The organism is Labrenzia sp. C1B70, from assembly GCF_000475395.1.
GTDB lineage: Bacteria > Pseudomonadota > Alphaproteobacteria > Rhizobiales > Stappiaceae > Roseibium > Roseibium algicola.
The window spans coordinates 169,412-189,045 of record NZ_AXCE01000062.1 but is presented as its reverse complement, the minus strand read 5'-3'; the positions used below and the strand labels follow the sequence as shown (position 1 = coordinate 189,045).

Annotated in this window: 19 protein-coding genes; 8 read left to right on the top strand and 11 right to left on the bottom strand. The window is 60.2% G+C overall.

Annotated elements, in window-relative coordinates:
- Nucleotides 1-38 precede the first annotated feature (38 nt).
- Nucleotides 39-1,376, bottom strand: coding sequence for a glycolate oxidase subunit GlcF (glcF, locus tag Q666_RS61775; RefSeq protein WP_023002098.1), 1,338 nt, complete (start codon nt 1,374-1,376; stop codon nt 39-41).
- 268 nt (nt 1,377-1,644) lie between these two features.
- On the opposite strand from glcF, the gene Q666_RS61770 reads away from it, so the two are divergent.
- The gene (locus tag Q666_RS61770; RefSeq protein WP_023002099.1) at nt 1,645-2,274 is read left to right on the top strand and encodes a hypothetical protein; all 630 of its coding nucleotides are present in this window, start codon (nt 1,645-1,647) and stop codon (nt 2,272-2,274) included.
- Nucleotides 2,275-2,347: 73 nt separating this feature from the next.
- Here the strand turns inward: Q666_RS61770 and Q666_RS61765 are convergent, their stop codons facing one another.
- Genes Q666_RS61765 through Q666_RS61755 form a run of 3 tightly spaced genes read right to left on the bottom strand, consistent with a single transcriptional unit; the run spans nt 2,348 to nt 5,449 of the window.
- Nucleotides 2,348-2,707 carry a DUF4870 domain-containing protein gene (locus Q666_RS61765; RefSeq protein WP_023002100.1) on the bottom strand — a complete coding sequence of 120 codons (360 nt, stop codon included), beginning with the start codon at nt 2,705-2,707 and terminating at the stop codon, nt 2,348-2,350.
- A 44-nt stretch (nt 2,708-2,751) separates the two neighbouring features.
- Complete coding sequence (gene glcE, locus Q666_RS61760; protein WP_208993953.1) at nt 2,752-3,930, bottom strand: glycolate oxidase subunit GlcE; 1,179 nt, start codon at nt 3,928-3,930, stop codon at nt 2,752-2,754.
- A 22-nt stretch (nt 3,931-3,952) separates the two neighbouring features.
- Entirely contained in the window at nt 3,953-5,449 is a 1,497-nt protein-coding gene (locus Q666_RS61755) for an FAD-linked oxidase C-terminal domain-containing protein (RefSeq protein WP_031269770.1), read from the bottom strand.
- 155 nt (nt 5,450-5,604) lie between these two features.
- On the opposite strand from Q666_RS61755, the gene Q666_RS61750 reads away from it, so the two are divergent.
- Entirely contained in the window at nt 5,605-6,549 is a 945-nt protein-coding gene (locus Q666_RS61750) for a LysR family transcriptional regulator (RefSeq protein WP_023002103.1), read from the top strand.
- Between the two features lie 140 nt (nt 6,550-6,689).
- Nucleotides 6,690-7,085 (top strand): cytochrome c family protein, encoded by a 396-nt coding sequence (locus Q666_RS61745; protein WP_023002104.1) that lies wholly within the window; start codon nt 6,690-6,692, stop codon nt 7,083-7,085.
- 112 nt (nt 7,086-7,197) lie between these two features.
- On the opposite strand, the gene Q666_RS61740 is transcribed toward Q666_RS61745, so the two are convergent.
- Complete coding sequence (locus Q666_RS61740; protein ID WP_023002105.1) at nt 7,198-8,496, bottom strand: DUF3422 domain-containing protein; 1,299 nt, start codon at nt 8,494-8,496, stop codon at nt 7,198-7,200.
- A 139-nt stretch (nt 8,497-8,635) separates the two neighbouring features.
- Between Q666_RS61740 and Q666_RS61735 the strand changes: the two genes are divergently transcribed.
- Both Q666_RS61735 and Q666_RS61730 read left to right on the top strand, forming a co-directional pair.
- Entirely contained in the window at nt 8,636-9,460 is an 825-nt protein-coding gene (locus Q666_RS61735) for a FadR/GntR family transcriptional regulator (RefSeq protein WP_023014628.1), read from the top strand.
- Between the two features lie 17 nt (nt 9,461-9,477).
- Nucleotides 9,478-10,614, top strand: coding sequence for an alpha-hydroxy acid oxidase (locus Q666_RS61730; protein WP_023002107.1), 1,137 nt, complete (start codon nt 9,478-9,480; stop codon nt 10,612-10,614).
- Nucleotides 10,615-10,618: 4 nt separating this feature from the next.
- On the opposite strand, the gene Q666_RS61725 is transcribed toward Q666_RS61730, so the two are convergent.
- Complete coding sequence (locus tag Q666_RS61725; RefSeq protein WP_023002108.1) at nt 10,619-11,419, bottom strand: helix-turn-helix transcriptional regulator; 801 nt, start codon at nt 11,417-11,419, stop codon at nt 10,619-10,621.
- Between the two features lie 129 nt (nt 11,420-11,548).
- On the opposite strand from Q666_RS61725, the gene Q666_RS61720 reads away from it, so the two are divergent.
- A complete protein-coding gene (locus Q666_RS61720) occupies nt 11,549-12,526 on the top strand; it encodes a threonine dehydratase (protein WP_023002109.1) in 978 nt (325 codons plus the stop codon).
- Nucleotides 12,527-12,582: 56 nt separating this feature from the next.
- Here the strand turns inward: Q666_RS61720 and Q666_RS61715 are convergent, their stop codons facing one another.
- On the bottom strand, nt 12,583-13,281 hold the full coding sequence (locus Q666_RS61715) for a type 1 glutamine amidotransferase (RefSeq protein ID WP_023002110.1): 699 nt from the start codon (nt 13,279-13,281) through the stop codon (nt 12,583-12,585).
- A 155-nt stretch (nt 13,282-13,436) separates the two neighbouring features.
- Here Q666_RS61715 and Q666_RS61710 point away from each other — a divergent pair, with 155 nt between their 5' ends.
- On the top strand, nt 13,437-14,354 hold the full coding sequence (locus Q666_RS61710) for a DMT family transporter (protein WP_023002111.1): 918 nt from the start codon (nt 13,437-13,439) through the stop codon (nt 14,352-14,354).
- Between the two features lie 39 nt (nt 14,355-14,393).
- Here the strand turns inward: Q666_RS61710 and Q666_RS61705 are convergent, their stop codons facing one another.
- A complete protein-coding gene (locus Q666_RS61705; RefSeq protein WP_023002112.1) occupies nt 14,394-15,284 on the bottom strand; it encodes a LysR substrate-binding domain-containing protein in 891 nt (296 codons plus the stop codon).
- A gap of 171 nt (nt 15,285-15,455) precedes the next feature.
- Nucleotides 15,456-16,331, bottom strand: coding sequence for a LysR substrate-binding domain-containing protein (locus Q666_RS61700; protein WP_006935582.1), 876 nt, complete (start codon nt 16,329-16,331; stop codon nt 15,456-15,458).
- 263 nt (nt 16,332-16,594) lie between these two features.
- On the opposite strand from Q666_RS61700, the gene Q666_RS65285 reads away from it, so the two are divergent.
- Nucleotides 16,595-16,909: a DUF1127 domain-containing protein gene (locus tag Q666_RS65285; protein WP_023002113.1), complete on the top strand. Its 315-nt coding sequence runs from the start codon at nt 16,595-16,597 to the stop codon at nt 16,907-16,909.
- Between the two features lie 126 nt (nt 16,910-17,035).
- Here the strand turns inward: Q666_RS65285 and Q666_RS61695 are convergent, their stop codons facing one another.
- Together Q666_RS61695 and Q666_RS61690 are read right to left on the bottom strand one after the other, a co-directional pair.
- On the bottom strand, nt 17,036-17,809 hold the full coding sequence (locus tag Q666_RS61695; RefSeq protein WP_023002114.1) for a DUF937 domain-containing protein: 774 nt from the start codon (nt 17,807-17,809) through the stop codon (nt 17,036-17,038).
- Nucleotides 17,810-17,955: 146 nt separating this feature from the next.
- Nucleotides 17,956-19,329: a glutamate--cysteine ligase gene (locus Q666_RS61690; protein WP_023002115.1), complete on the bottom strand. Its 1,374-nt coding sequence runs from the start codon at nt 19,327-19,329 to the stop codon at nt 17,956-17,958.
- Nucleotides 19,330-19,634 lie beyond the last annotated feature (305 nt).

Sequence of the window (19,634 nt, the reverse complement as noted above, 5' to 3'; positions counted from 1 at the left end):
TGAAAACAAGCCCGCGAGCCACTCGTCCTGCCGTTCGGCTATTCCGCTGCCTGACGCTGCTGAAGTACCGGCGTCAAGCTGTCGGGCTGAGGGCCGCCATAGACCCAGTCGAGCAGTTCCGCCGTGTGCAGGATCGGAATTTCCGTGCCAAGACCGATTTGCGTCATGCAACCGATGTTGCCGGTCGCGATCACGTCCGGCCGGGTCTTTTCGATATTGGCAACCTTGCGGTCTCGCAGGCGGCGCGCGATCTCCGGCTGGAGAATGTTGTAGGTGCCGGCAGAGCCGCAACAAAGGTGGCCTTCGGGAACGTCCTTGACGGCAAAACCGGCAGCCTTCAGGAGATCCTTCGGCTGCCGGGTGATCTTCTGGCCGTGCTGCATGGAACAGGCGGAGTGATAGGCAACCGTCAGGCCAGGCTTCATCGGCGGCTCACCGAGATCGACACCTGTCAGGAACTCGGTCACGTCCTTTGCAAGGGCTGACACCCGGGCCGCCTTTTCGGCATAGGCCGGATCGTCCTTCAGCATGAAGCCGTAGTCCTTGATTGTGGTGCCGCAACCGGATGCCGTGATCAGGACGGCATCCAGCCCTTCGCCCTCGGCTTCCTTCATCCACACATCGACGTTGCGACGGGCGTTTTCCAGCGACGCTTCTTCCTTGCCCATGTGATGAACAAGCGCGCCGCAGCAGACTTCCCCCTTCGGCATCACGATCTCGTACCCGGCCCTGCGCAAGAGCCGGATGGTCGCATCGTTGATGCCGGGGTTGAGCACAGGCTGGGCGCAGCCGCTGAGGAGTGCAACACGCCCCTTGCGTTTGGGGCTTTCGGCCGCAAAGACCCCCGGTCCTTCCAGCTGGCCGCGGCCCGGCGCCTTTGCCGGGGCCAGTTCCAGCATGGCGCCCATTCGGGCAAGCGGGCCGCCCATCATCTTCAGCAGCCCGGCGAAGGGTCGGCCGAAATAGGCGCCGATCAGCGCCAGCCGGAACCGTTTCGGATAGGGCAAGACAAACGCAAGGACCGAGCGCATCAGGCGGTCGGCAAACGGTCGCTTGTAGGTCTTCTCGATGTGTATGCGTGCGTGATCGACCAGATGCATGTAGTGCACGCCGGACGGACAGGTGGTCATGCAGGCAAGGCAGGACAGGCATCTGTCGATATGCTTGACGATGGTTTTGTCTGCTGGACGGTCGTTTTCCAGCATGTCCTTGATCAGGTAAATCCGGCCTCGAGGGCTGTCGAGCTCATCTCCAAGCAGTGTGAAGGTCGGACACGTGGCCGTACAGAAACCGCAGTGCACGCATTTGCGCAGGATCTTCTCCGACGCTGCAACGTGACTGTCCTTGAGCTGCTCTGCGGTGAAATTTGTCTGCATTGCTCCCCGTATCCCTCAATGACCCGTCGTTGCGGGTTTCTCCTTCCGAGCGAGGCGGATCGTACGGTCAGAAGGAAAGCGGCACAAGGCACCTTTGTGGCACAACGGTTTTGCCGACACGGACTTTCTGCCTCACCACCTCCCCCTTCCCTGAACGGACAGATGGAACATGAACCCGGGATAAACAGTGCACTCAGAACCGGTTCAACCGGGTCTGCCTAAGTTCCGAAGCGTGGGCGAAAGAAATGCCAACCAAGGAATTGATTTGATGATTAAGACGATTTCAAAAACTGCCGTTCTGACCGCTGTTCTCGCCAGTGTCGCAACCGGTGCCATGGCCAAGGACTGGATCGAGAAAGTGGAAGTCAAGCGCGACGGCATCGACGTCATTCCCGTCGAGGTGAAGGCCAACGCCTACAATTACACCAAGATCAAGTCCGGCAATCACCGGTTCCTGCTGCGCCTGTCGGCAAAGGCGACGAATGGCGAGCGGATTGTTGCCATGAAGGTGGGTTCCTTCAAGAACGTGCTTTACTTCGAAGGGGACGGCAACCTTTGGAGCAAGAGCTTCCAGAACCGCGACGTCGGCGCGGGCACGAAGCGCTCGGTTTCCATTTCCTACACGCCGGTTATCCCGATGGCCAAGGTCAAGTGGCAGGGCTGGGATCCGGTCCAGGCCTGCTCGCTCAACCTGGACAAGGTTCTTAAAAGCGGCATGAAGAAGTCGGTCGCGCTCAGCAAGACCTGGACGGTGTCCGCCAAGGCCTATTTCGAGCTGGACGCTGTGGCCGCGAAGAAGAACAAGGCCGAAAAGAACAAGTGGTCGTTCAAGAACACCACGCATCAGCGCGATGGTTATGGTTACGACGTGACGGTGAAGTGCCTGCCGGCGCAATGACGTTCGCCGCACCGGCAGCCTGGTAAAGGTTCATGGCCCGTGCCGCGCCTTGCGGACGGGCCTTGCCCTCTTGTCAGAACATCCAGGTTTCCGGGTTGGGCACAGGCTCGTTACGGCCTGCAAGCTGAAGCCCCTTGATGCAGCGGACGATCATCCAGATCAGTACGGCAATCAGCATCAGGAAGCCGATCAGGATCAGGGTCAAAAGACCACTGACGATGCCGAACAGCAGCCCGATCCAGAAAGTGCGGATCTGATAGGTGTAGTGACTATCAACCCAGGCCGAGCCCTTGCCCCGATTGAGATAGGCAAAGATGACACCGACAATGGCGGTGAACGGCACGATGATATTTGCCAGATAAAGAATATAGATGAGCGTGGCGTTCTTGCCGCCTGGCTCCATGTAGCCTGAAACGTCGGACTGTTGATCCATGAAGGCACTCCGTTGGAAATGCGTGTGACAATTATGGCCTCACACTACACACCACTGACCATTTTTCCAGGATTTAGAATGCCTTTCGGGTCGAACTGTTCCTTCAGGCGGCGAGACAGTGCCGCGAGCGGAGCAGGCTGCGGGTGAAACACCGGCACATTGGACCGCTGGGACGCATCGGCCCGCACAAGTGTTGCGTGACCGCCGCCGACGGCATCGACCGCAGCCCTGATTTCCGCCTCATGCAGGCTGCCATCCAGACACGACAGCCAGACAAGGCCGCCGCTCCAGTCATAATAGGCCTGAAGCTCAAACGTCTCCCTCAGGCTGGCAACCAGTTGCGGCCCTGCAGTCGGGGCGACGGAAAGCCGCCAGACCGGGGTTTCACCACCCGCGTAGGGTTTGACATCCCGGATCGTCTGCCAGAGAGCGCCTGTTTCCGATGCCTCCAGTCGCGACGGCGTGCCATAGGTGCCAAGCAGTGCCTGCAGGGTCTTGAAGCGGTAATCCACCGAGGTCGAGAAGCCTTCCAGGCGCAATACGGTTGAGCTGCTGCCGCCGTTCACCCCCGCAGGCAAATGGGCCGCGCCGGACACTTCCGCCGACGATCCCATGGCCTGGCACAATGCCTTGATGCCATCGTCGTCATCGAGCCCGGAAAGCACGAATGTTGCAGAGGTCTCCGGCTTGGGATTGACCTTCAGCGTCACGGTCGTTGCAACGGCAAGCGTGCCATATGCGCCGCACAGAGCCCGCGGCAGGTCATATCCGGTGACGTTCTTGACCACCTTGCCGCCGGAATTGAAGATCTCGCCGCGCCCGGACACCGCCTCCATGCCAAGCACATGATCGCGAGCAGCCCCGGCCTTGATCCGGCGGGGGCCGGAAAGGTTGGCTGCAAGCACGCCCCCGATTGTCCCCTGTGCCGGCGTGACGCCCAGGAGCGGGCCGAAGTCCATCGGCTCGAACGAAAGCTCCTGACCGTTGTCGTCGACCAGCTTTTCCACTTCGGCAATTGGCGTACCCGCCTTGACCGTCAGCACCAGTTCCGCAGGTTCATAGCTCTCGACCCCGGTCAAACCCGACAGGTCCAGCACATGAGCGGCCTGCACAGGGCGTCCGAGCGTTCGTTTTGAGCCCTGACCGATGATTTCCAGCGGCTGGTCTTCGGCAGCAGCCCAGGCCACCACCTTTTCCACGTCGCCGGTGTTTCGCGGTTTCATTGTCGCGTCCATGCCCCTACCCTCAGAACCGCGGAATATCTGGAAAGGGCAACTGGCCCTTGTGTACATGCATCTTGCCAAGCTCGGCGCAGCGGTGCAGCACCGGAAAAACCTTGCCCGGATTGAGAAGATGCTTCTGGTCGAAAGCGCATTTGACCCGTTGCTGCTGCTTCAGGTCCGCTTCGGAGAACATGTCTGTCATCAGATCGCGTTTTTCGATGCCGACACCGTGCTCGCCAGTCAGAACGCCGCCAACCTCAACGCAAAGCCGAAGAATATCGGCTCCAAAGGCTTCCGCCGCATCGAGTTCACCCGGCTTGTTGGCGTCGTAAAGGATGAGCGGGTGCAGGTTGCCATCACCGGCGTGAAAGACATTGGCAACGCCCAACCCGTGTTTTTCGGCCAGCTCCCGCATGCGGGCCAGCACCTTCGGCAGTTCGCGGCGCGGGATGGTGCCGTCCATGCACAGGTAATCCGGGGAAATGCGGCCCACCGCCGGGAACGCGGCCTTGCGGCCGGCCCAGAAGGTCATGCGCTCTTCCTCGCTTTCGGAAATGCGCACGTGGCTGGCCTGGTTGGCCCTGGCGATTTCCTCGACACGGCCGATCAGGTAATCGACCTCGCGCTCCGGCCCATCCAGTTCCACGATCAGCAAGGCCTCGACATCACGCGGATAACCTGCGTTGACGAAATCCTCCGCCGCGTGGATAGCGGGCTTGTCCATCATCTCCATTCCGCCTGGAATGATGCCGGCGGCGATAATATCGGCCACACAGCGCCCCCCGTCCTCGCTGGTCGGAAAGCCGATCAGGAGCGCCCGCGCCGTTTCAGGCTTTTGCAGGATCCGCACGGTGACTTCGGTGACGACGCCGAGCAGGCCTTCCGAACCGGTCATCAGCGCCAGCAGGTCATATCCCTCGCTGTCCAGATGCTTGCCGCCGAGGCGAATGACCTCGCCGGTGACAAGCACCATTTCAAGGCCGAGAACGTTGTTGGTGGTCAGGCCGTATTTCAGGCAGTGCACACCACCGGAGTTCTCCGCGATGTTGCCACCGATGGAACAGGCGATTTGCGACGAGGGATCCGGCGCGTAGTAGAAGCCCTCGTGCTCGACCGCACGTGTAATGCCCAGATTGGTGACACCCGGCTGAACGACCACGGCCCGGTTGTCATAGTCGATATCGAGCACGCGATTGAACTTCATCATCGACAGCAGAACGCCGTCTTCCAGAGGCAGCGCGCCGCCGGAAAGCGAGGTGCCCGCCCCGCGTGGCACGACCTTCACGTCATTGTCATGACAGTATTTCAGTACCTTCGATACCTGCTCGACCGTCTCCGGCAGGACGACGATCAGTGGCAACTGGCGATAAGCCGTCAGCGCATCGGTCTCATAGGCGCGCATCTCGCGTTCGTCATGGATTACCCCTTCTCCGGGCACAATCGCCTGAAGCGCGCTCAGGATTTCCTGGCGGCGGGCCAATACGGCCTGATCTGGCGCGGGCATCGCAATGGCGGTCACGAAATGAACTCCTTCTACTTTTTAATACGTTGATCCAGTTGAATTGGTCCTACGTAACATGAGATGGCAGTGAATTACCCTTACTTAAGTGTGGCAAGGTTCGCGCCCGAGGAAAACGACCGGCAAATACTAATTGTCTTTCTGAGAGATTGAAAATGAGCAATCTGACCGACATGGAGATTTTCGCAAGGGTGGTGAGCGCCGGCAGCATGTCGGCAGCCGGCCGCGAAATGAGCCTGTCGCCCGCAGTCGTCTCCAAACGCATCCGGCGTCTGGAAGAAAAACTCGGTACCAGACTGCTGCAACGGACCACTCGCCAGATCGCCATGACCGAGGCCGGACAGGGCTTTTACGAGCGCGTTGTGGCCATTCTTGCCTCCGTTGAAGAAGCCGAATCATTTGTCTCGCGCGGCTCGGCCAAGGCACGCGGCAACCTGAAGGTGGCCGTTCCGACGTCCTTCGGCCGGCTTCATATTGCTCCGCACCTTGGCAAGTTCCTGGCTGAAAACACCGATCTTTCGGTCAATCTCGATCTTTCCGACGATTTTGTCGACATTGTCGGCGACGGCTATGACCTTGCCATCCGCATTGCGGAGCTCTCCGATTCCAGTCTCGTCGCCCGGCGCCTGGCACCGGTCCACCGCGTCCTGTGCGCAAGCCCGATCTATCTCGAAAAGTACGGCACTCCGGAAAGCATCGAGGATCTTGTCGCAAACCATGTGACCATTGCCGCAACCAACCAGGACCCTTGGCGGCTCGCCGGTCCGGACGGGATCGAGACCGTCCGCACACAGGCGCCGGTCAAGACCAACTCAAACGAGGTCGTGCGCGAATGCCTGTTGGCCGGCGTCGGCGTTGCGCTTCGTTCGACCTGGGACGTCGGTCCGGAGTTGCGTGAAGGCAAACTGCAAATTCTTCTGCCCGAGTACCGGGCCTCGAAGGATGTCGGGCTTTATGCCGTTTACCCCAGCCGCCAGTTTCTGCCGGCCAAGGTGCGTGTCTTTATCGACTTCCTTGCCGGGCTCTATGGCTCGTCGCCCTATTGGGACCATGGGCTTGAGGACTGGTTACGCCTGCCGAGCAACGCCCGCGCGGGCTGACCTTTCACCCGGACGCCAAACGATCCCAGTCGGCGATCGCAGCTTGGCATGCGGGATGCGACGGTCCGTCACTTGCATCAAGGCCTGACATCCTGTTCTGTTGACGGGGGTTTTAAACACCCAAACCGAGGGAGATATACATGCAGCGACTGCTGATGATCGCCGGAACCGCGCTTCTGGCCCTGACCGTTCAGGCAAGCGCCGAAGGCGACCCTGCCAAGGGTGAGAAAGTATTCAAGAAATGCGCCGCTTGCCATGCGGTTGGACCCGAAGCCAAAAACAAGGTCGGTCCGGAACTGAACGGCATTGTCGGCCGGGCATGGGGCGCGGTTGACGGCTACAAGTATTCCGCCAACCTGCTTGAATTGGCCGATGGCAAAGTGTGGGACGCCGAGACGCTTGACGTTTACCTGACCAAGCCGAAGGATCTGATCCCGAAAGGCAAGATGGCCTTCGCAGGTCTCAAGAAGGAAGACGACCGCGCCAACGTGATCGCCTATTTGAACCAGTACAACGAAGACGGTTCGAGCAAGTAAGCACTGCTTGCCGACTGACGACAAAAGGCCGGGTTTACCCGGCCTTTTTTTCTCTGGTGAAGCCTCTCGTCAGTCATCCCGGACGCAGCGAAGCGCGCTGCCATTTACGTCTTCAGTGCTCACCGTGTTGCTGACGGATGCGCTTGACGGTCCACCAGATCACCAGCACGACCAGCGGCACGGATATGCCGGTCATCAGGTTGGAGTCAGGCAGAGGCAAGCCGGTTTCCTTGGCGGCTTTCGCCAGATAGGAAATCAGGCCGACGACGTAGTAGCTCACCGCGGCAACGGACAGGCCTTCGACGGTCTGCTGCAGGCGGAGTTGCAGATGGGCACGCCGGTTCATGGATTCCAGCAGCGAACGGTTCTGCTCTTCCAGTTCGACGTCGACCCGCGTGCGCAAGAGCGTGGTTGCCCGCGCCAGTTTGCGCGAGAGCATCGCCTGACGGTCTTCGATCGCCTGGCAGGTGCGCATGGCCGGGGCAAGCCTGCGGACGAGGAAGGACGCCATTGAAAGTTCGCCGGGGGCAGCCTCTTCACGCAAGGTTTCCAGCCGTGCCCGGACGATCTGGTCATATGCGCGGCTCGCGCCGAACCGAAACGTGCTGGCGGTTGCCCCTGCTTCCAGAGCAGCGGCAAGGCCGCTCAGTTTGTCCAGAAGCTCCTGGTTGGCGCCGAGCGCGGAGGTCTCCTGCATCTGGCCGGTCAGTTCTGCAAGCTCGATCTCGAAACGCCTGATATCCGGCTGAAGTCTGGTTGCCTCGAACAGGCCCAGCATGGCCAGCGTTCGATAGGTCTCGACCTCGAGAAGCCGCTGGACAACGGCGCCGGACTGAACGTCGCTCAAGGTCCGGTTGCAGACCAGGAGCCGTGTGAGCCCATCGCCATCCTGCCGGAAGTCGGTCGCCACCATGGCAGCGCCGTCTTCAAGATTCGATACCGTCAGGCTGGCTTCATCGAACTGGCTTCGCCATTCCTTGCCTTCATCACCGCCGCGCAATTCCAGCCGGACGGCTACCAGCAGATCGCCGGGCGCCCGAAACGCAGCGCCAAAGGGGTGCTTGATCGGCACCTGCCCGAAAATCGTTTGTTCGTGGGCGCGACCATCCCAGGTGTAGGTGGTGAATTCCGCGTGCTGTTCCCAGCTCAAGGTGCCGCCGCCGAAATTGACGGTGTGATGACGGGCTCCGGGCGCAGGGCCGTGGCCGCCGCGGGAAATGCAGAACTCTGACAGCCAGGCATGATCTCTGGCGGCTTCCTCAGCATCTGTCAGGAAAGCGTAGTGGAGCACCGTCCGCGGACAGGGCAGCGGACGAAACGGCCGCGCATGAACCTCCCCCAGCACCTTTTCCCGCAAGGGAGATGTGCGAAAGGCAGGAAAGGTGGACCCGTTTTCTGATCCCTGATCCAAGGAGCAACCCCGACTTTGGAAATGTTCTGTCAATTCTACATTCCGCTAAGGCATTGCCGAAACCAATCCGCATTTTTGCCGCAGCAGACAATTGGGTTTCCGGAGCGACATTTCAGCAACAAATAATTGGACAAAAAAATTGACCAATTTTGAAAGCGGCGCTATTTTCCGCGCCAACAATTGGAGCGGGAGCGGCATGTTTCAGCCGGTCGATCATCAGAAAACGGCAAATGCCGTGGTGGAGCAGATCGAAGATCTGATCCTGAAGGGCGTGCTGCAGTCCGGCGACAGGCTGCCTGCCGAACGCGACCTTGCCGACCAGATGAACGTCTCCCGTCCCGTGCTTCGCGATGCCTTGAAGACGCTTGAGGACCGCGAGCTGATTTCGTCGCGCCGGGGTGGCGGCACCTATGTTGCCGAGCTGATCGGCCCGATCTTTTCCGAAGCAGTGGTCCAGCTGATTGCCCGGCACCCGGGCGCGGTAAACGACTATTTCGAATTCCGGCGGGGCATCGAGAGCCAGGCAGCAGCCCTTGCAGCCGCACGGGCCGCCCCATCCGACCTTGCCCGGCTGCAGGACATTGTTCGCCAGATGCAGGAAGCGCATGACAGCGAGGACCTGCCTGCCGAAAGCCGGCTGGACGTTGCCTTTCATCACGCGGTCGGTGAAGCGGCCCACAATGTGGTGATGCTGCACACTCTCAGGTCCTGTTACCGGCTTCTGGAAAACGGCGTCTTCTACAATCGCGGGCGCCTGTACCACCACCCGTCGGCACGGATCGAGCTGCTGCAGCAGCACAAGGCCATTGCCGACGCCATTCAGACCGGGGATGCCGACCGCGCGAGGCAGGCCTCGGAAAACCATATCGACTATGTGCGCGGCACCCTTGCCGAAACGAAGGATCTGGACCGGCGCGAGCAGCTGGCCGGCCTGAGACGGACCCGAAAACCGGCTCGCGCGTGAGCCTCAGGAGGAATTCGATGACTGTTGTGACCGATGTTGCCGACATGCAGGCCCTGGCCCGGCGCCGGGTACCGAAGATGTTTTACGACTATGCGGATACCGGTTCCTGGACGCAGAGCACCTACCGCGAGAACGAAGCGGCGCTGCAGCGCCAGAAACTGCGCCAGCGCGTGGCCTGCAACATAGACAACCGCTCGGTCAAGACCACCATGATCGGCCAGGACGTAACGATGCCGGTTGCCCTTGCCCCTGTCGGCCTGACCGGGATGCAGCGCGCCGACGGTGAAATTCTCGCGGCCCAGGCCGCAGAAGAATTCGGTGTCCCTTTCACCCTGTCCACCATGAGTGTCTGCTCGATCGAGGATGTCGCCGAGAACACCAAGAATCCGTTCTGGTTCCAGCTCTACGTCATGCGCGACAGGGGCTTTTCGGAAAACCTGATGCAGCGTGCAACGGCTGCCGGCTGTTCGGCACTCGTTCTGACGCTTGATCTTCAGGTTCTGGGCCAGCGGCACAAGGATCTGAAAAACGGCCTGTCCACGCCGCCGAAACCCAAACCGCACGTTCTGCTGGATCTTGCCTTCAAGCCGCGCTGGTGCTGGCACATGCTGCAGACCAAGCGCCGCCAGTTCGGCAACATCCATGGCCACGTGTCCGGTGTTGGCGACATGACCTCGCTTGCCGAATGGACCAACAGCCAGTTCGACCCGACCCTCGACTGGTCCTCGGTGGAGTGGGTCAAGTCCCACTGGAAGCGCAAACTCATTCTCAAGGGCATCAACGATGTGGAGGATGCGAAGATCGCGGCGGACGTCGGGGCCGACGCAATTGTCGTCTCCAACCATGGCGGCCGTCAGCTTGACGGAGCTCTTGCGTCCTATGAGGTGCTTCAGGACATCGTCGATGCGGTCGGCGACAAGATCGAAGTGCATTTCGACAGCGGCATCCGGTCCGGCCAGGATGTCTTCAAGGCGGTCGCAATGGGAGCCAAGAGCACCTACATCGGCCGCGCCTTCATCTATGGTCTCGGCGCCATGGGCAAGGAAGGAGTCTCGAAGGTGCTGCAAATGATGCACAAGGAACTGGACGTCACCATGGGCCTTTGCGGTGAAACCGACATCAAAAAGGTCGGCCGCCACAACCTGGTGCTCTGACGGGTCACCGATCCGGGCGCGCGAACTTGGAGGGACTGACCCCGAGGCGCGTCCGGAAACTCGCCGTCATGTGGCTTTGCGAGGAAAAGCCCGACCTGAGAGCGATTTCCGAAAGCGGCTTGCCGGTGGAAACGATGAGCGCCCGGGCGCGCTGCAGCCGCCGGCTGACGATATAGTCGTAGGGCGACTGCCCACAGTAAGCCGAGAAGGCACGGCTCAGAAAACTGGCCGAAACGCCGATTTCCTGCGCCAGAACGGCAACGGACAGATTTGACCCGAGATCGGCCTCGATCCTGTCCGCCACTTTCCGAAACCGATTGCCTGTCATCCATCTGGCAGCCTTGCCAGGGCGCTGCGGCTTCAGCCCCGCCTCTGCAAGTGCGTTGATGCATGCTTCGGTTTCCAGGTTATCCGGAGGCGTATCCGACAACAGCCACTTGCGCAGTCTGCCTGCGGCCATGGAAGCAGATTTCGACAGGATGTTGGTGCGGTAACACCCCTCAGTCAGACGGATTTCGCGACCGCTGACCAGAAGATATTCACCGCCCATTTCTGACCGGGAGCGGATGTCGCAGCCGCTGGGTGTCAAAGCCAGCGTGTTGGGCAAGCGAACGAAATCTTCTCGCCTGTCCGAAGCGATGGCATGGATGCCCGATTGACAGTCAAACGCAAAGCCGATGGAGCCCGTATCTGCCACGAAACCGACATCGTAACCGGCGGCCGGCAAAAGGCGGAGCCCATATCCGGCGACCTCCCGGTGGATGGGCACAGATCCAGGCTGGGTATGAACAGTGTCCGTTTGCATGGCGCGCAAACCTGACGCAGGAACAGGGGCCGCGCAAGTCCGAATAGGTTCAGGATCCTGAAAGACAGTGCGGACCACGCGGATATACTCGCGGCCGACCAACATCAGAAACCGGACCTGACCACGCCCATGACCGCTCTCTTCACCCTGGACGACCTTGAAGCCGCTTTTCCGATCGTGCGCCAGCTTGTGCCGGAAACGCCAAGCTATGCCTGGCCACTCCTGAAGGAGCGATTCGGCCTGGAAATCGCGGTCAAACACGAGAACCACACCCCGATCGGCGCCTTCAAGGCGCGCAGCTCCATCGTCTACATCCAGAAACATATCGAAGAACACGGCCGCCCCAGCGGCGTCGTTACGGCCACCCGCGGAAACCACGGCCAGTCCATGGCGCTGGCCGCCCGAACGCTTGGCCTGCCCGCCACCATCGTGGTGCCGGAAGGAAATGCGGAGGGCAAGAACCGGGCGATGAAGGCCTTTGGTGCTGATCTCGTGATCGACGGTCGCGACTTCGACATTTCCCGGCGCACTGCCGAGCGGCTGGCCCGTGAAAGCGGTTTCCTGATGGTGCCGAGCTTTCACAGGAACATTGTCCTTGGCGTTGCGACCTACGCGCTGGAGTTTTTCAGGGCGCATGACGATCTCGACGTGGTTTATGTCCCCGTTGGCATGGGTTCCGGCGCCTGCGGACTGATCACGGTGCGCGACCTTCTGGGGCTTAAAACCGAGATCGTGCCTGTCGTTACGGAAAACGCCCCCGCCTACCGCCTGTCCGTCGAAGCGGGAAAAATCGTGACCACGGAAACCGCAGCCACTTTCGCCGACGGCATGGCCTGCCGGGAGCCGGTACAGGCGGCGCTTGATATCCTGCAGACCGGCTCCAACCGGATCGCAACGGTTACGGATGACGAAATCGCTGCCGCCATCCGCGTCCTGTTTGCAGATACGCATAATCTTGCCGAAGGTGCCGGTGCTGCCGCCCGCGCCGCATTGATGCAAGATGCGCCAAAGCTTCAAGGCAGGAAGGCCGGTATCATTCTGTCAGGAGGCAATCTGGACGAAACGGCAATGCAGACAGTTCTGACCGGCGGAACGCCGGTGGTCTGAATACCGGGATGATAATATCCCGGGACACAACCCCGGAACCAGAAGCGCGAAAGTTCTCAAAGCAACGACAGCCAGGCCTTTGCAATTGTGGCTCCGGTCTCGTCGGCCTTTGCTGCATGGCGGGACGCTTCGGTGTCGAAACGGCTGTGCCAGTCCGGCGTATGCGCACGAATGTCGTCACTGAAGGCTTCGCTCCAGTTACGTACTTCCGGCAGGCCGGCTTCGAAATGGAACTGGATTGCGTAGGTCAAATCACCCATGCGGAAGGCCTGGACCGGTGTCATGTCGCTGCTCGCCAGAAGCACTGCCCCATCCGGCAGCGTTACGGTGTCGGAATGCCAGTGGAACTGAGGAGCACCGGCCCCGAGCTTGCCGACCACGGGGTCTTCCAGCCCTGCGTCGGTCGGTGTCACGTCGTGCCAGCCGAATTCAACGGGCAAGCCCAGAAGGTTCTCTCCACCAAAGGCGCGGGCAATCAGCTGCGAGCCCAGACAAATGCCGAGCACGGGCTTGCCGGCATCGTCAAAGGCACGGATCAGGTCGCAGACCTTCGGCAGATGCGGATAGGCTTCGTCCGCCAGCGCATCCTGGGCTCCGCCCAGCACGACCAATCCGGCAAACGCATCGGTGGTGTGGGGAAGCGGATCGCCTTCATATGCCTTGACGGTGTGCCAGCTGTGACCTTTCTGCGTAGCGACACGACCGAGAATGCCAAGTTCCGTATGCTGATAGTTCTCTACGACGAGAAAATGCATGTTGTCCTCTAACCTGCTCACGAGCCTTACCGCTTCAATTCCGGCAGGACTTTATCCATGCGCAACCTTGATGAAAACATCAAAAACAATCATTTGCATTGAAGTGTCCTGACCGCCAATCTTAGGCACAACATCCCATACAGATCGGTTCATTCATGAGCGTTGCATCCCCCAGCCTCCGGCCCGGCTCTGCCGGCTTCAGTGCAACCGACTACGGTCTTTACGCGGCGACGGTTCTTGCCTGGGGCTTCAGCTGGATTGCAATGAAGGGCCAGGTCGCAACGGTCGCGCCTGAAGTGTCTGTCTTCTGGCGCTTTGTGCTGGCAGCGTCGATCATGATGGCGTGGGCACGCTTTCGTGGACACCATCTTGCCTTCGGCCTTCAGGATCACCTGCGGTTTGCCGGACTTGGCGTGTTTCTGTTTTCCACCAACTTCACGCTGTTCTACTACGGCGCGGCCATCTTGCCGTCCGGTTTGCTGGCGGTGATCTTCTCGACCGCCTCGATCTTCAACCTGTTTCTGGGACTGATCCTGTTCGGTCAACGGCCAAGCCCGATCGCTCTCGGTGCCGGGCTGCTCGGCTTTCTGGGTATCGGCCTGATGTTCTGGCCGAAGCTGGCCGGGGCAGAGTTCAACGACGAAGCTGCCATTGGCCTCGCCATGTGTGTTGGTGGCACGCTGTCCTTCTGCCTTGGCAACATGCTATCGGCTGACACCCAGCGGCGCGGCATCGGCGTTACACCGGCCACTGCCTGGGGCATGGTCTACGGCATGCTTTTCCTGGGGGTGTTCTCGGCCCTGCGCGGCCAGAGCTTTTCCGTCGAATGGTCCGTGAACTATTTCGGAAGCCTGATCTATCTGGCTGTTGTCGCCTCGGTCATCGCCTTTGCTTCCTACCTGACCCTGCTCGGCCGCATCGGCTCGGCGCGGGCAGGTTATGCCACCGTGATGTTCCCGGTGGTCGCTCTCACTCTGTCGACCATTTTCGAAGGCTATCAGTGGACGCCAGTGGCCGCCGCCGGTCTGGCCTGTGTCATCGGTGGCAACCTGATGATGCTGCGCGCCCGGTAGGTCCATCCCTGACATGAGAAGAAACCGGACGGCGGAGGTTTATTCCGCCGCCAGCTGCGTTGTGCCGCTGCCAACGTTGCCGATGGCTGCCACCAGGTGGTTGCACAACGTATCGTGCATGGTTTCGCGTGCCGTATCCGAGCGCAGCAGGGCGATGTCGCAATAGGGCAGCGTCGGAAAGCCGTCCTTCTCGTCCAGAATACGCATGCCGTCTCGAATTGCGCTTTCAGGAAACACCGTCACGGCGAGTCCGGCCTGAACCGCACCGACGAGAGCCGCCGCGCTGGAGCTTGTGTAGGAGACCCGGTAGGGGCGTCCCGACCGGTCGAGCGCATCCATCGAAATCCGGCGCCAGCCACAGGTGACCGGTCCGAGTGCCAACCGGACAACGTCCTGTGTGTGGGCGCAATGTTGGTTAGACGTAACCCAGTAGAGCGGCTCACGGCGAATGATTTCACCGCGCAGGTCCATCGTATCCTGGGAGGTCGTGATGGCGACGTCGAGCGTTCCTTCCCGGATCGCATCCGTCAGCCGGGCACTGGACAGACATTCCACCTGCACTTCAATGGAAGGATTGAGCCGGTTGAAGGCCGCCAGCACCTGCGGCAGCAGCCGGTCGGCATAATCGTCCGGCACGCCCAGCTTCACATGGCCGACTTCCTTCTGGCCATTGAAGGCAGACAGGGTCTCGTCGTTCAACATGATCATCCGGCGGGCGAACTCGACTAGCCGCAGGCCGTTTTCCGTGAGCCGGGACTGGCGCCCGTCCTTGATGAAGATCGGCTGACCAACACGCTCTTCCAGCCGCCGCATCTGCATGGAGACTGCCGACTGCGTCTTGTGCACAGCCTCACCAGCCTTGGTGAAGCTTCCCAACTCCGCGATCGCCAAAAACGTTCGAAGTTGGTCGATGTCCAGTGCGTGATGCATGCAAGGACCCTATGAAATGAGCCACAAACCGGTGGTGAAATTTGAGATTCGAATTGATTTACTAAAGATACATCACAACTTCTTACACTTCAATCGATATTTGGCCAGCAGGACAAAACAATACTCTAGGTAAGATTTTGAAATCGTTCCGGGAATTCCGTTCGCCTGCAACTATTCGGCCGCGAGTGGAACCGAAAGGTTGTCGAGCGATGAAACAATGTGCTCGACCAGGGCATCCGTGACCCTGGAATTGTTATGCCAGGACCGCATGATACCTATTTCGCAATCGGGCAATTTCGGGAAACCCTCGGCTTCCGTCAGGACCCGCATGCCGGACCGAAGCGCAGATTCCGGCAGAACGGAAATGGCAAGCCCGGCCAGGACCGCAGCGCCGACTGCCGTAGAGTTCCAGCTTGAATAAAGCAGGCGATGTTCGCGCATCTGATCGCTGAGCGCATTGATCGCAGCCCGGCGCCAGTCGCAGGTAGCGCGCCCCAGCGCCAGAGGCAGGGGCGACTCGTTTTCCACCGCGTGGCGGGCCGAGACAACCCAGAGCAAAGGTTCACGCCGTACCAGATCAACGTTCTTGCGACCGCGCTTCTGTACGTGGGTGATGATCGCGACATCCAGCTCACCCTCGGCGATCATGTCGGCCAGATTGGGTGTCGGCGCGCAGACGACGCTGACCTCCGCCTTGGGGTTGGACCTGGAAAAGCGCGCCAGAATTTCCGGCAGGAACCGATCTGCGTAGTCGTCCGGTGTGCCCAGACGCACGAGCCCGGCAAGTTCCGTGTCATCGAAAGCGGCAAGCGTCTCGTCGTTCAATTGCACGAGCCGGCGCGCGTAGTGAAGCAGACGCTCGCCATGTTCGGTCAGGCGGGACTGCCGGCCAACCCGGACAAAGAGCGGTTTGCCGATCCGCTCCTCCAGACGGCGCATCTGCATCGACACCGCCGACTGTGTCTTGTGCACATTGTCCGCCGCCTTGGTGAAGCTGCCGCTTTCGGCAATGGCCACAAAGGTCCGGAGCTGATCCAGGTCGAGCATGAGCGCCTCACTGATAAAGGATGCTCATATTTAACATGGCATCCATTTAAAGGGGAAATGATTTCGCGAAGCGGCCGCCTTGCTTGAATCGAAGCGCTTTGGGGATTTTGACTTCACAGAAAGTGATAATTTCAATCACAAACATTCGTTGGATTAATAGCAGCAAACAGTCCACATAGGGGATGTTCCACAACAAGCGACGCCAAATCAGGCTCGGAACAGGCAGTCGGAATCCCTCCGTCCGCCAACAGGAGAATTTTGCCATGACACATACAGCAAGCACCCCGTTCTTCGCTCTCTTCGGGCAGATGGTTGCCCGTGTATGGCGTGTGTCCAAAAACCGTCGTCAGTTCGCGGAACTGAATGACTGGTCCGACGAGCAGTTGAAGGACATCGGCCTGACGCGGAGCGACGTTCGACGCGCATTGGCCCAACCGTTCTATACCGATCCGACATCCCTGGTGAACGGATCTTCAGCGCTCCGCGAGACCATCGGCTATAGCGCCGCCAATTCGGCGCAGGACAAGCCGATGATGACACTCGTGACCGAAAGCAAGACCCGCCAGCTGGCGGCCTGACCTTTCGGCTGACCTCCCCTCATTTGCAGCCCCTGTCGGCAAGCCTTGCTGACGAACCTGACCCGCCTCCCCGGCGGGTCTTTTTTTTGCAAAAAGCGTTAAGGGCGGCCCAAGCCTGAAGACGGCTCAAACGTCGCGGAAATCCTTGGCGGCCTTTTCGAAGAAACTGTCGAAAGCCTTGAACTGGTTGGACTGGAAATCACGGCCGGCGGACATCCAGCTCGACACCATTTCCTCAAACTCGGACGCATTGCCTTCAGGGGCATCCGGCTCGTCGTCCGGGGGCAAGTCTTCTTCCTGCGGCTCGGGCTCAGGCTCTGGCGAGGCGGATTTCGTAACGATGCTGGCCGGTTGCAGGAACGCGCCCCAGAAGGATTGCATCGCCTCGGCATAGCCTTGCAGGTAGTCGACCGGGGTCGGCTGCGGTTTCGGCCGGCCTCTGGCAAAGCCGCGCAGATAGGCGTCAAGCAGGTTACGAGCTTCACCGTGGACAAAGGGCCTGGCAATCTGCCCCATGGCAAGCGTCGCCGCCACGGGCATCATTTCCTGGATGGCATCGCGCTGAAGGCCTGTGAGGCCGGAAATCTGGCTGGCAAGCGCCTTTTGAACAGCTTCAGGCCCGAAAAAGGGTGTCAGGGCCGCATCGGACGGACTCTGGAACAGACCTGCGTAGCCGGCAAAGGGGTTTTGCGCGACTGCGCCAAGCGGCGACGTCTGCCCGAGGAACTCCGAAAAGCCCGGTACCGTGCTGCCGAAGTAGCGGAAACCGTTGAGCGCGGCAGGCAGGAGCTGCTCCATCACCCGGCTAAGGTCTTCATTCGACCAGCCGAAGCGGTTGCGCACATCTTCCGACAAGGAAAAGATGTCGAAGGGAGGAGCTCCCGTCTCGCTGCCAGTCATTTGCGTCGCTCCGCTCACGCTGTTGCAAGGCCTTGAGAAAAAAGACCGATCACAGACAGAGTGACGCTTCGCGGGCCTCAGGTCAATTCAGGCCTTTTGCGGACAGCGCCGGTCGCCCACAACTTGATGCTGCGGGCGAAGTTTATTCAGTAGGCGTAGTCGCGGAAGACCTGGCTGATATCGCCCTTCCAGGAACCGTTATAGCGCTGCAGCAGAACGTCTGCCGGGCACATGCCGGAGGCGAGGCCTTCCTCGATCGGAGCCAGATGCACGCGCTCGTCCAGATCGCCATCGCTCAGGCGATTGCGACGCTTGAGACCTTCCTGGGACAGGGCAAGCACCTGTTTGGCGACATCCAGAACGGTGCCTGAGCGGAAAGGTGTCTGCAGGGCGGTTTTGGGAACGCCTGCACGAAGAGCCGCGCGTTCTTCCTGGGTCCAGTCCTTGACCAGTTCCCAGGCCTGATCGAGCACGCCCTTGTCGTAAAGCAGGCCGACCCAGAGTGCCGGCAGAGCGCAGATGCGCCGCCACGGGCCACCGTCTGCGCCGCGCATCTCGATGTATTTCTTCAGACGGACATCGGGGAAAAGCGTGGACAGGTGGTTGTTCCAGTCACCGATATTTGGCGTTGCATCCGGAACCTTGCCTTCCAGCGCGCCGTTCATGAACTGGCGGAAAGTGGTGCCCGTAACGTCGTAGTAGGTCGAACCGCGCTTGACGAAATACATCGGCACATCAATTGCCCATTCCACATAACGCTCGAAGCCAAAGCCTTCCTCGAAAGCGAAGGGCATGTCGCCGGTGCGGTCGTGGTCGGTGTCGGTCCAGATCTGGGCGCGGAAGGATTTGAAGCCGTTCGGCTTGCCTTCGGTGAAGGGTGAATTGGCGAAAATGGCGGTCGCGATCGGCTGCAGGGCCAGGCCGACGCGCATCTTGAGGGCCATATCCGCTTCGGACGAGAAATCGAGGTTCACCTGGATGGTGGAGGTCCGGTACATCATGTCGAGACCAAGCGAGCCGACCTTCGGCATGTAGTTGGTCATGATGTCATAGCGGGATTTGGGCATACGCGGCATGTCGGCACGCGACCATGTCGGGGTCATGCCGATGCCAAGGAAGCCGATGCCGAGCGGTTCGGCCACGCGGCGCACATCGGCAAGGTGCTGGTTGGCTTCGCGGCAGGTCAGGTGCAGGTTATCGAGCGGCGCGCCAGAAAGTTCGAACTGACCGCCCGGCTCGATGGAAATCGCGCCGCCGCCGCGGTCGTCGGCCAGACCGATGATCTTGCCGGCGTCCTCGATCCGCTCCCAGTTGATCAGCTTTTCCATGCCGGTCAGGATGGCCTCGACGCCCTTTTCACCGCCATAGGGAATTGGCGTCAGTTCGTTCAGGCAGAAGCCGAATTTTTCGTGCTCGGTGCCGATGAGAAACTTCTCTTCCGGCTTACAGCCCTCCTCGAGCGTCGCGGCAAGATCCGCAACCGTTTCAATCGGGGTGGAGTCGACCGTATCGCGGGCCATGAAAGCGTCCTAAAAACTGCGCGGCCCGTCAGGCTGCCCCCTACAAACCGCAGTGATCCGGCGCGTTCCGGGAGGAACGCTTTTGAGCCTCGGTGATTTAGGTTTCTTGAAACAAGAATGCAAGCAAGGAAACGACACCGAAGTGTGCGTGGTGATCATGCCGGTCCGTTTCAGGAACGCAAGCCGTTCGTCGGGGAATGTGCAACCGGCTTCTGCGACGGCGCCGATCCCAGCTTTGCCCTGACCTTGGAGAGGAGCGATACCAGATCAAGCAAGGCCTCCTCCCCCAACGCTGTCACGCGATC

Coding starts and splice junctions, on each gene's coding strand:
- glcF (WP_023002098.1), bottom strand. CDS start 1,376: ATGCAGACAAATTTCACCGCAGAGCAGCTCAAGGACAGTCACGTTGCA.
- Q666_RS61770 (WP_023002099.1), top strand. CDS start 1,645: ATGATTAAGACGATTTCAAAAACTGCCGTTCTGACCGCTGTTCTCGCC.
- Q666_RS61765 (WP_023002100.1), bottom strand. CDS start 2,707: ATGGATCAACAGTCCGACGTTTCAGGCTACATGGAGCCAGGCGGCAAG.
- glcE (WP_208993953.1), bottom strand. CDS start 3,930: ATGAAACCGCGAAACACCGGCGACGTGGAAAAGGTGGTGGCCTGGGCT.
- Q666_RS61750 (WP_023002103.1), top strand. CDS start 5,605: ATGAGCAATCTGACCGACATGGAGATTTTCGCAAGGGTGGTGAGCGCC.
- Q666_RS61745 (WP_023002104.1), top strand. CDS start 6,690: ATGCAGCGACTGCTGATGATCGCCGGAACCGCGCTTCTGGCCCTGACC.
- Q666_RS61730 (WP_023002107.1), top strand. CDS start 9,478: ATGACTGTTGTGACCGATGTTGCCGACATGCAGGCCCTGGCCCGGCGC.
- Q666_RS61725 (WP_023002108.1), bottom strand. CDS start 11,419: ATGCAAACGGACACTGTTCATACCCAGCCTGGATCTGTGCCCATCCAC.
- Q666_RS61720 (WP_023002109.1), top strand. CDS start 11,549: ATGACCGCTCTCTTCACCCTGGACGACCTTGAAGCCGCTTTTCCGATC.
- Q666_RS61715 (WP_023002110.1), bottom strand. CDS start 13,281: ATGCATTTTCTCGTCGTAGAGAACTATCAGCATACGGAACTTGGCATT.
- Q666_RS61710 (WP_023002111.1), top strand. CDS start 13,437: ATGAGCGTTGCATCCCCCAGCCTCCGGCCCGGCTCTGCCGGCTTCAGT.
- Q666_RS61705 (WP_023002112.1), bottom strand. CDS start 15,284: ATGCATCACGCACTGGACATCGACCAACTTCGAACGTTTTTGGCGATC.
- Q666_RS61700 (WP_006935582.1), bottom strand. CDS start 16,331: ATGCTCGACCTGGATCAGCTCCGGACCTTTGTGGCCATTGCCGAAAGC.
- Q666_RS65285 (WP_023002113.1), top strand. CDS start 16,595: ATGACACATACAGCAAGCACCCCGTTCTTCGCTCTCTTCGGGCAGATG.
- Q666_RS61695 (WP_023002114.1), bottom strand. CDS start 17,809: ATGACTGGCAGCGAGACGGGAGCTCCTCCCTTCGACATCTTTTCCTTG.
- Q666_RS61690 (WP_023002115.1), bottom strand. CDS start 19,329: ATGGCCCGCGATACGGTCGACTCCACCCCGATTGAAACGGTTGCGGAT.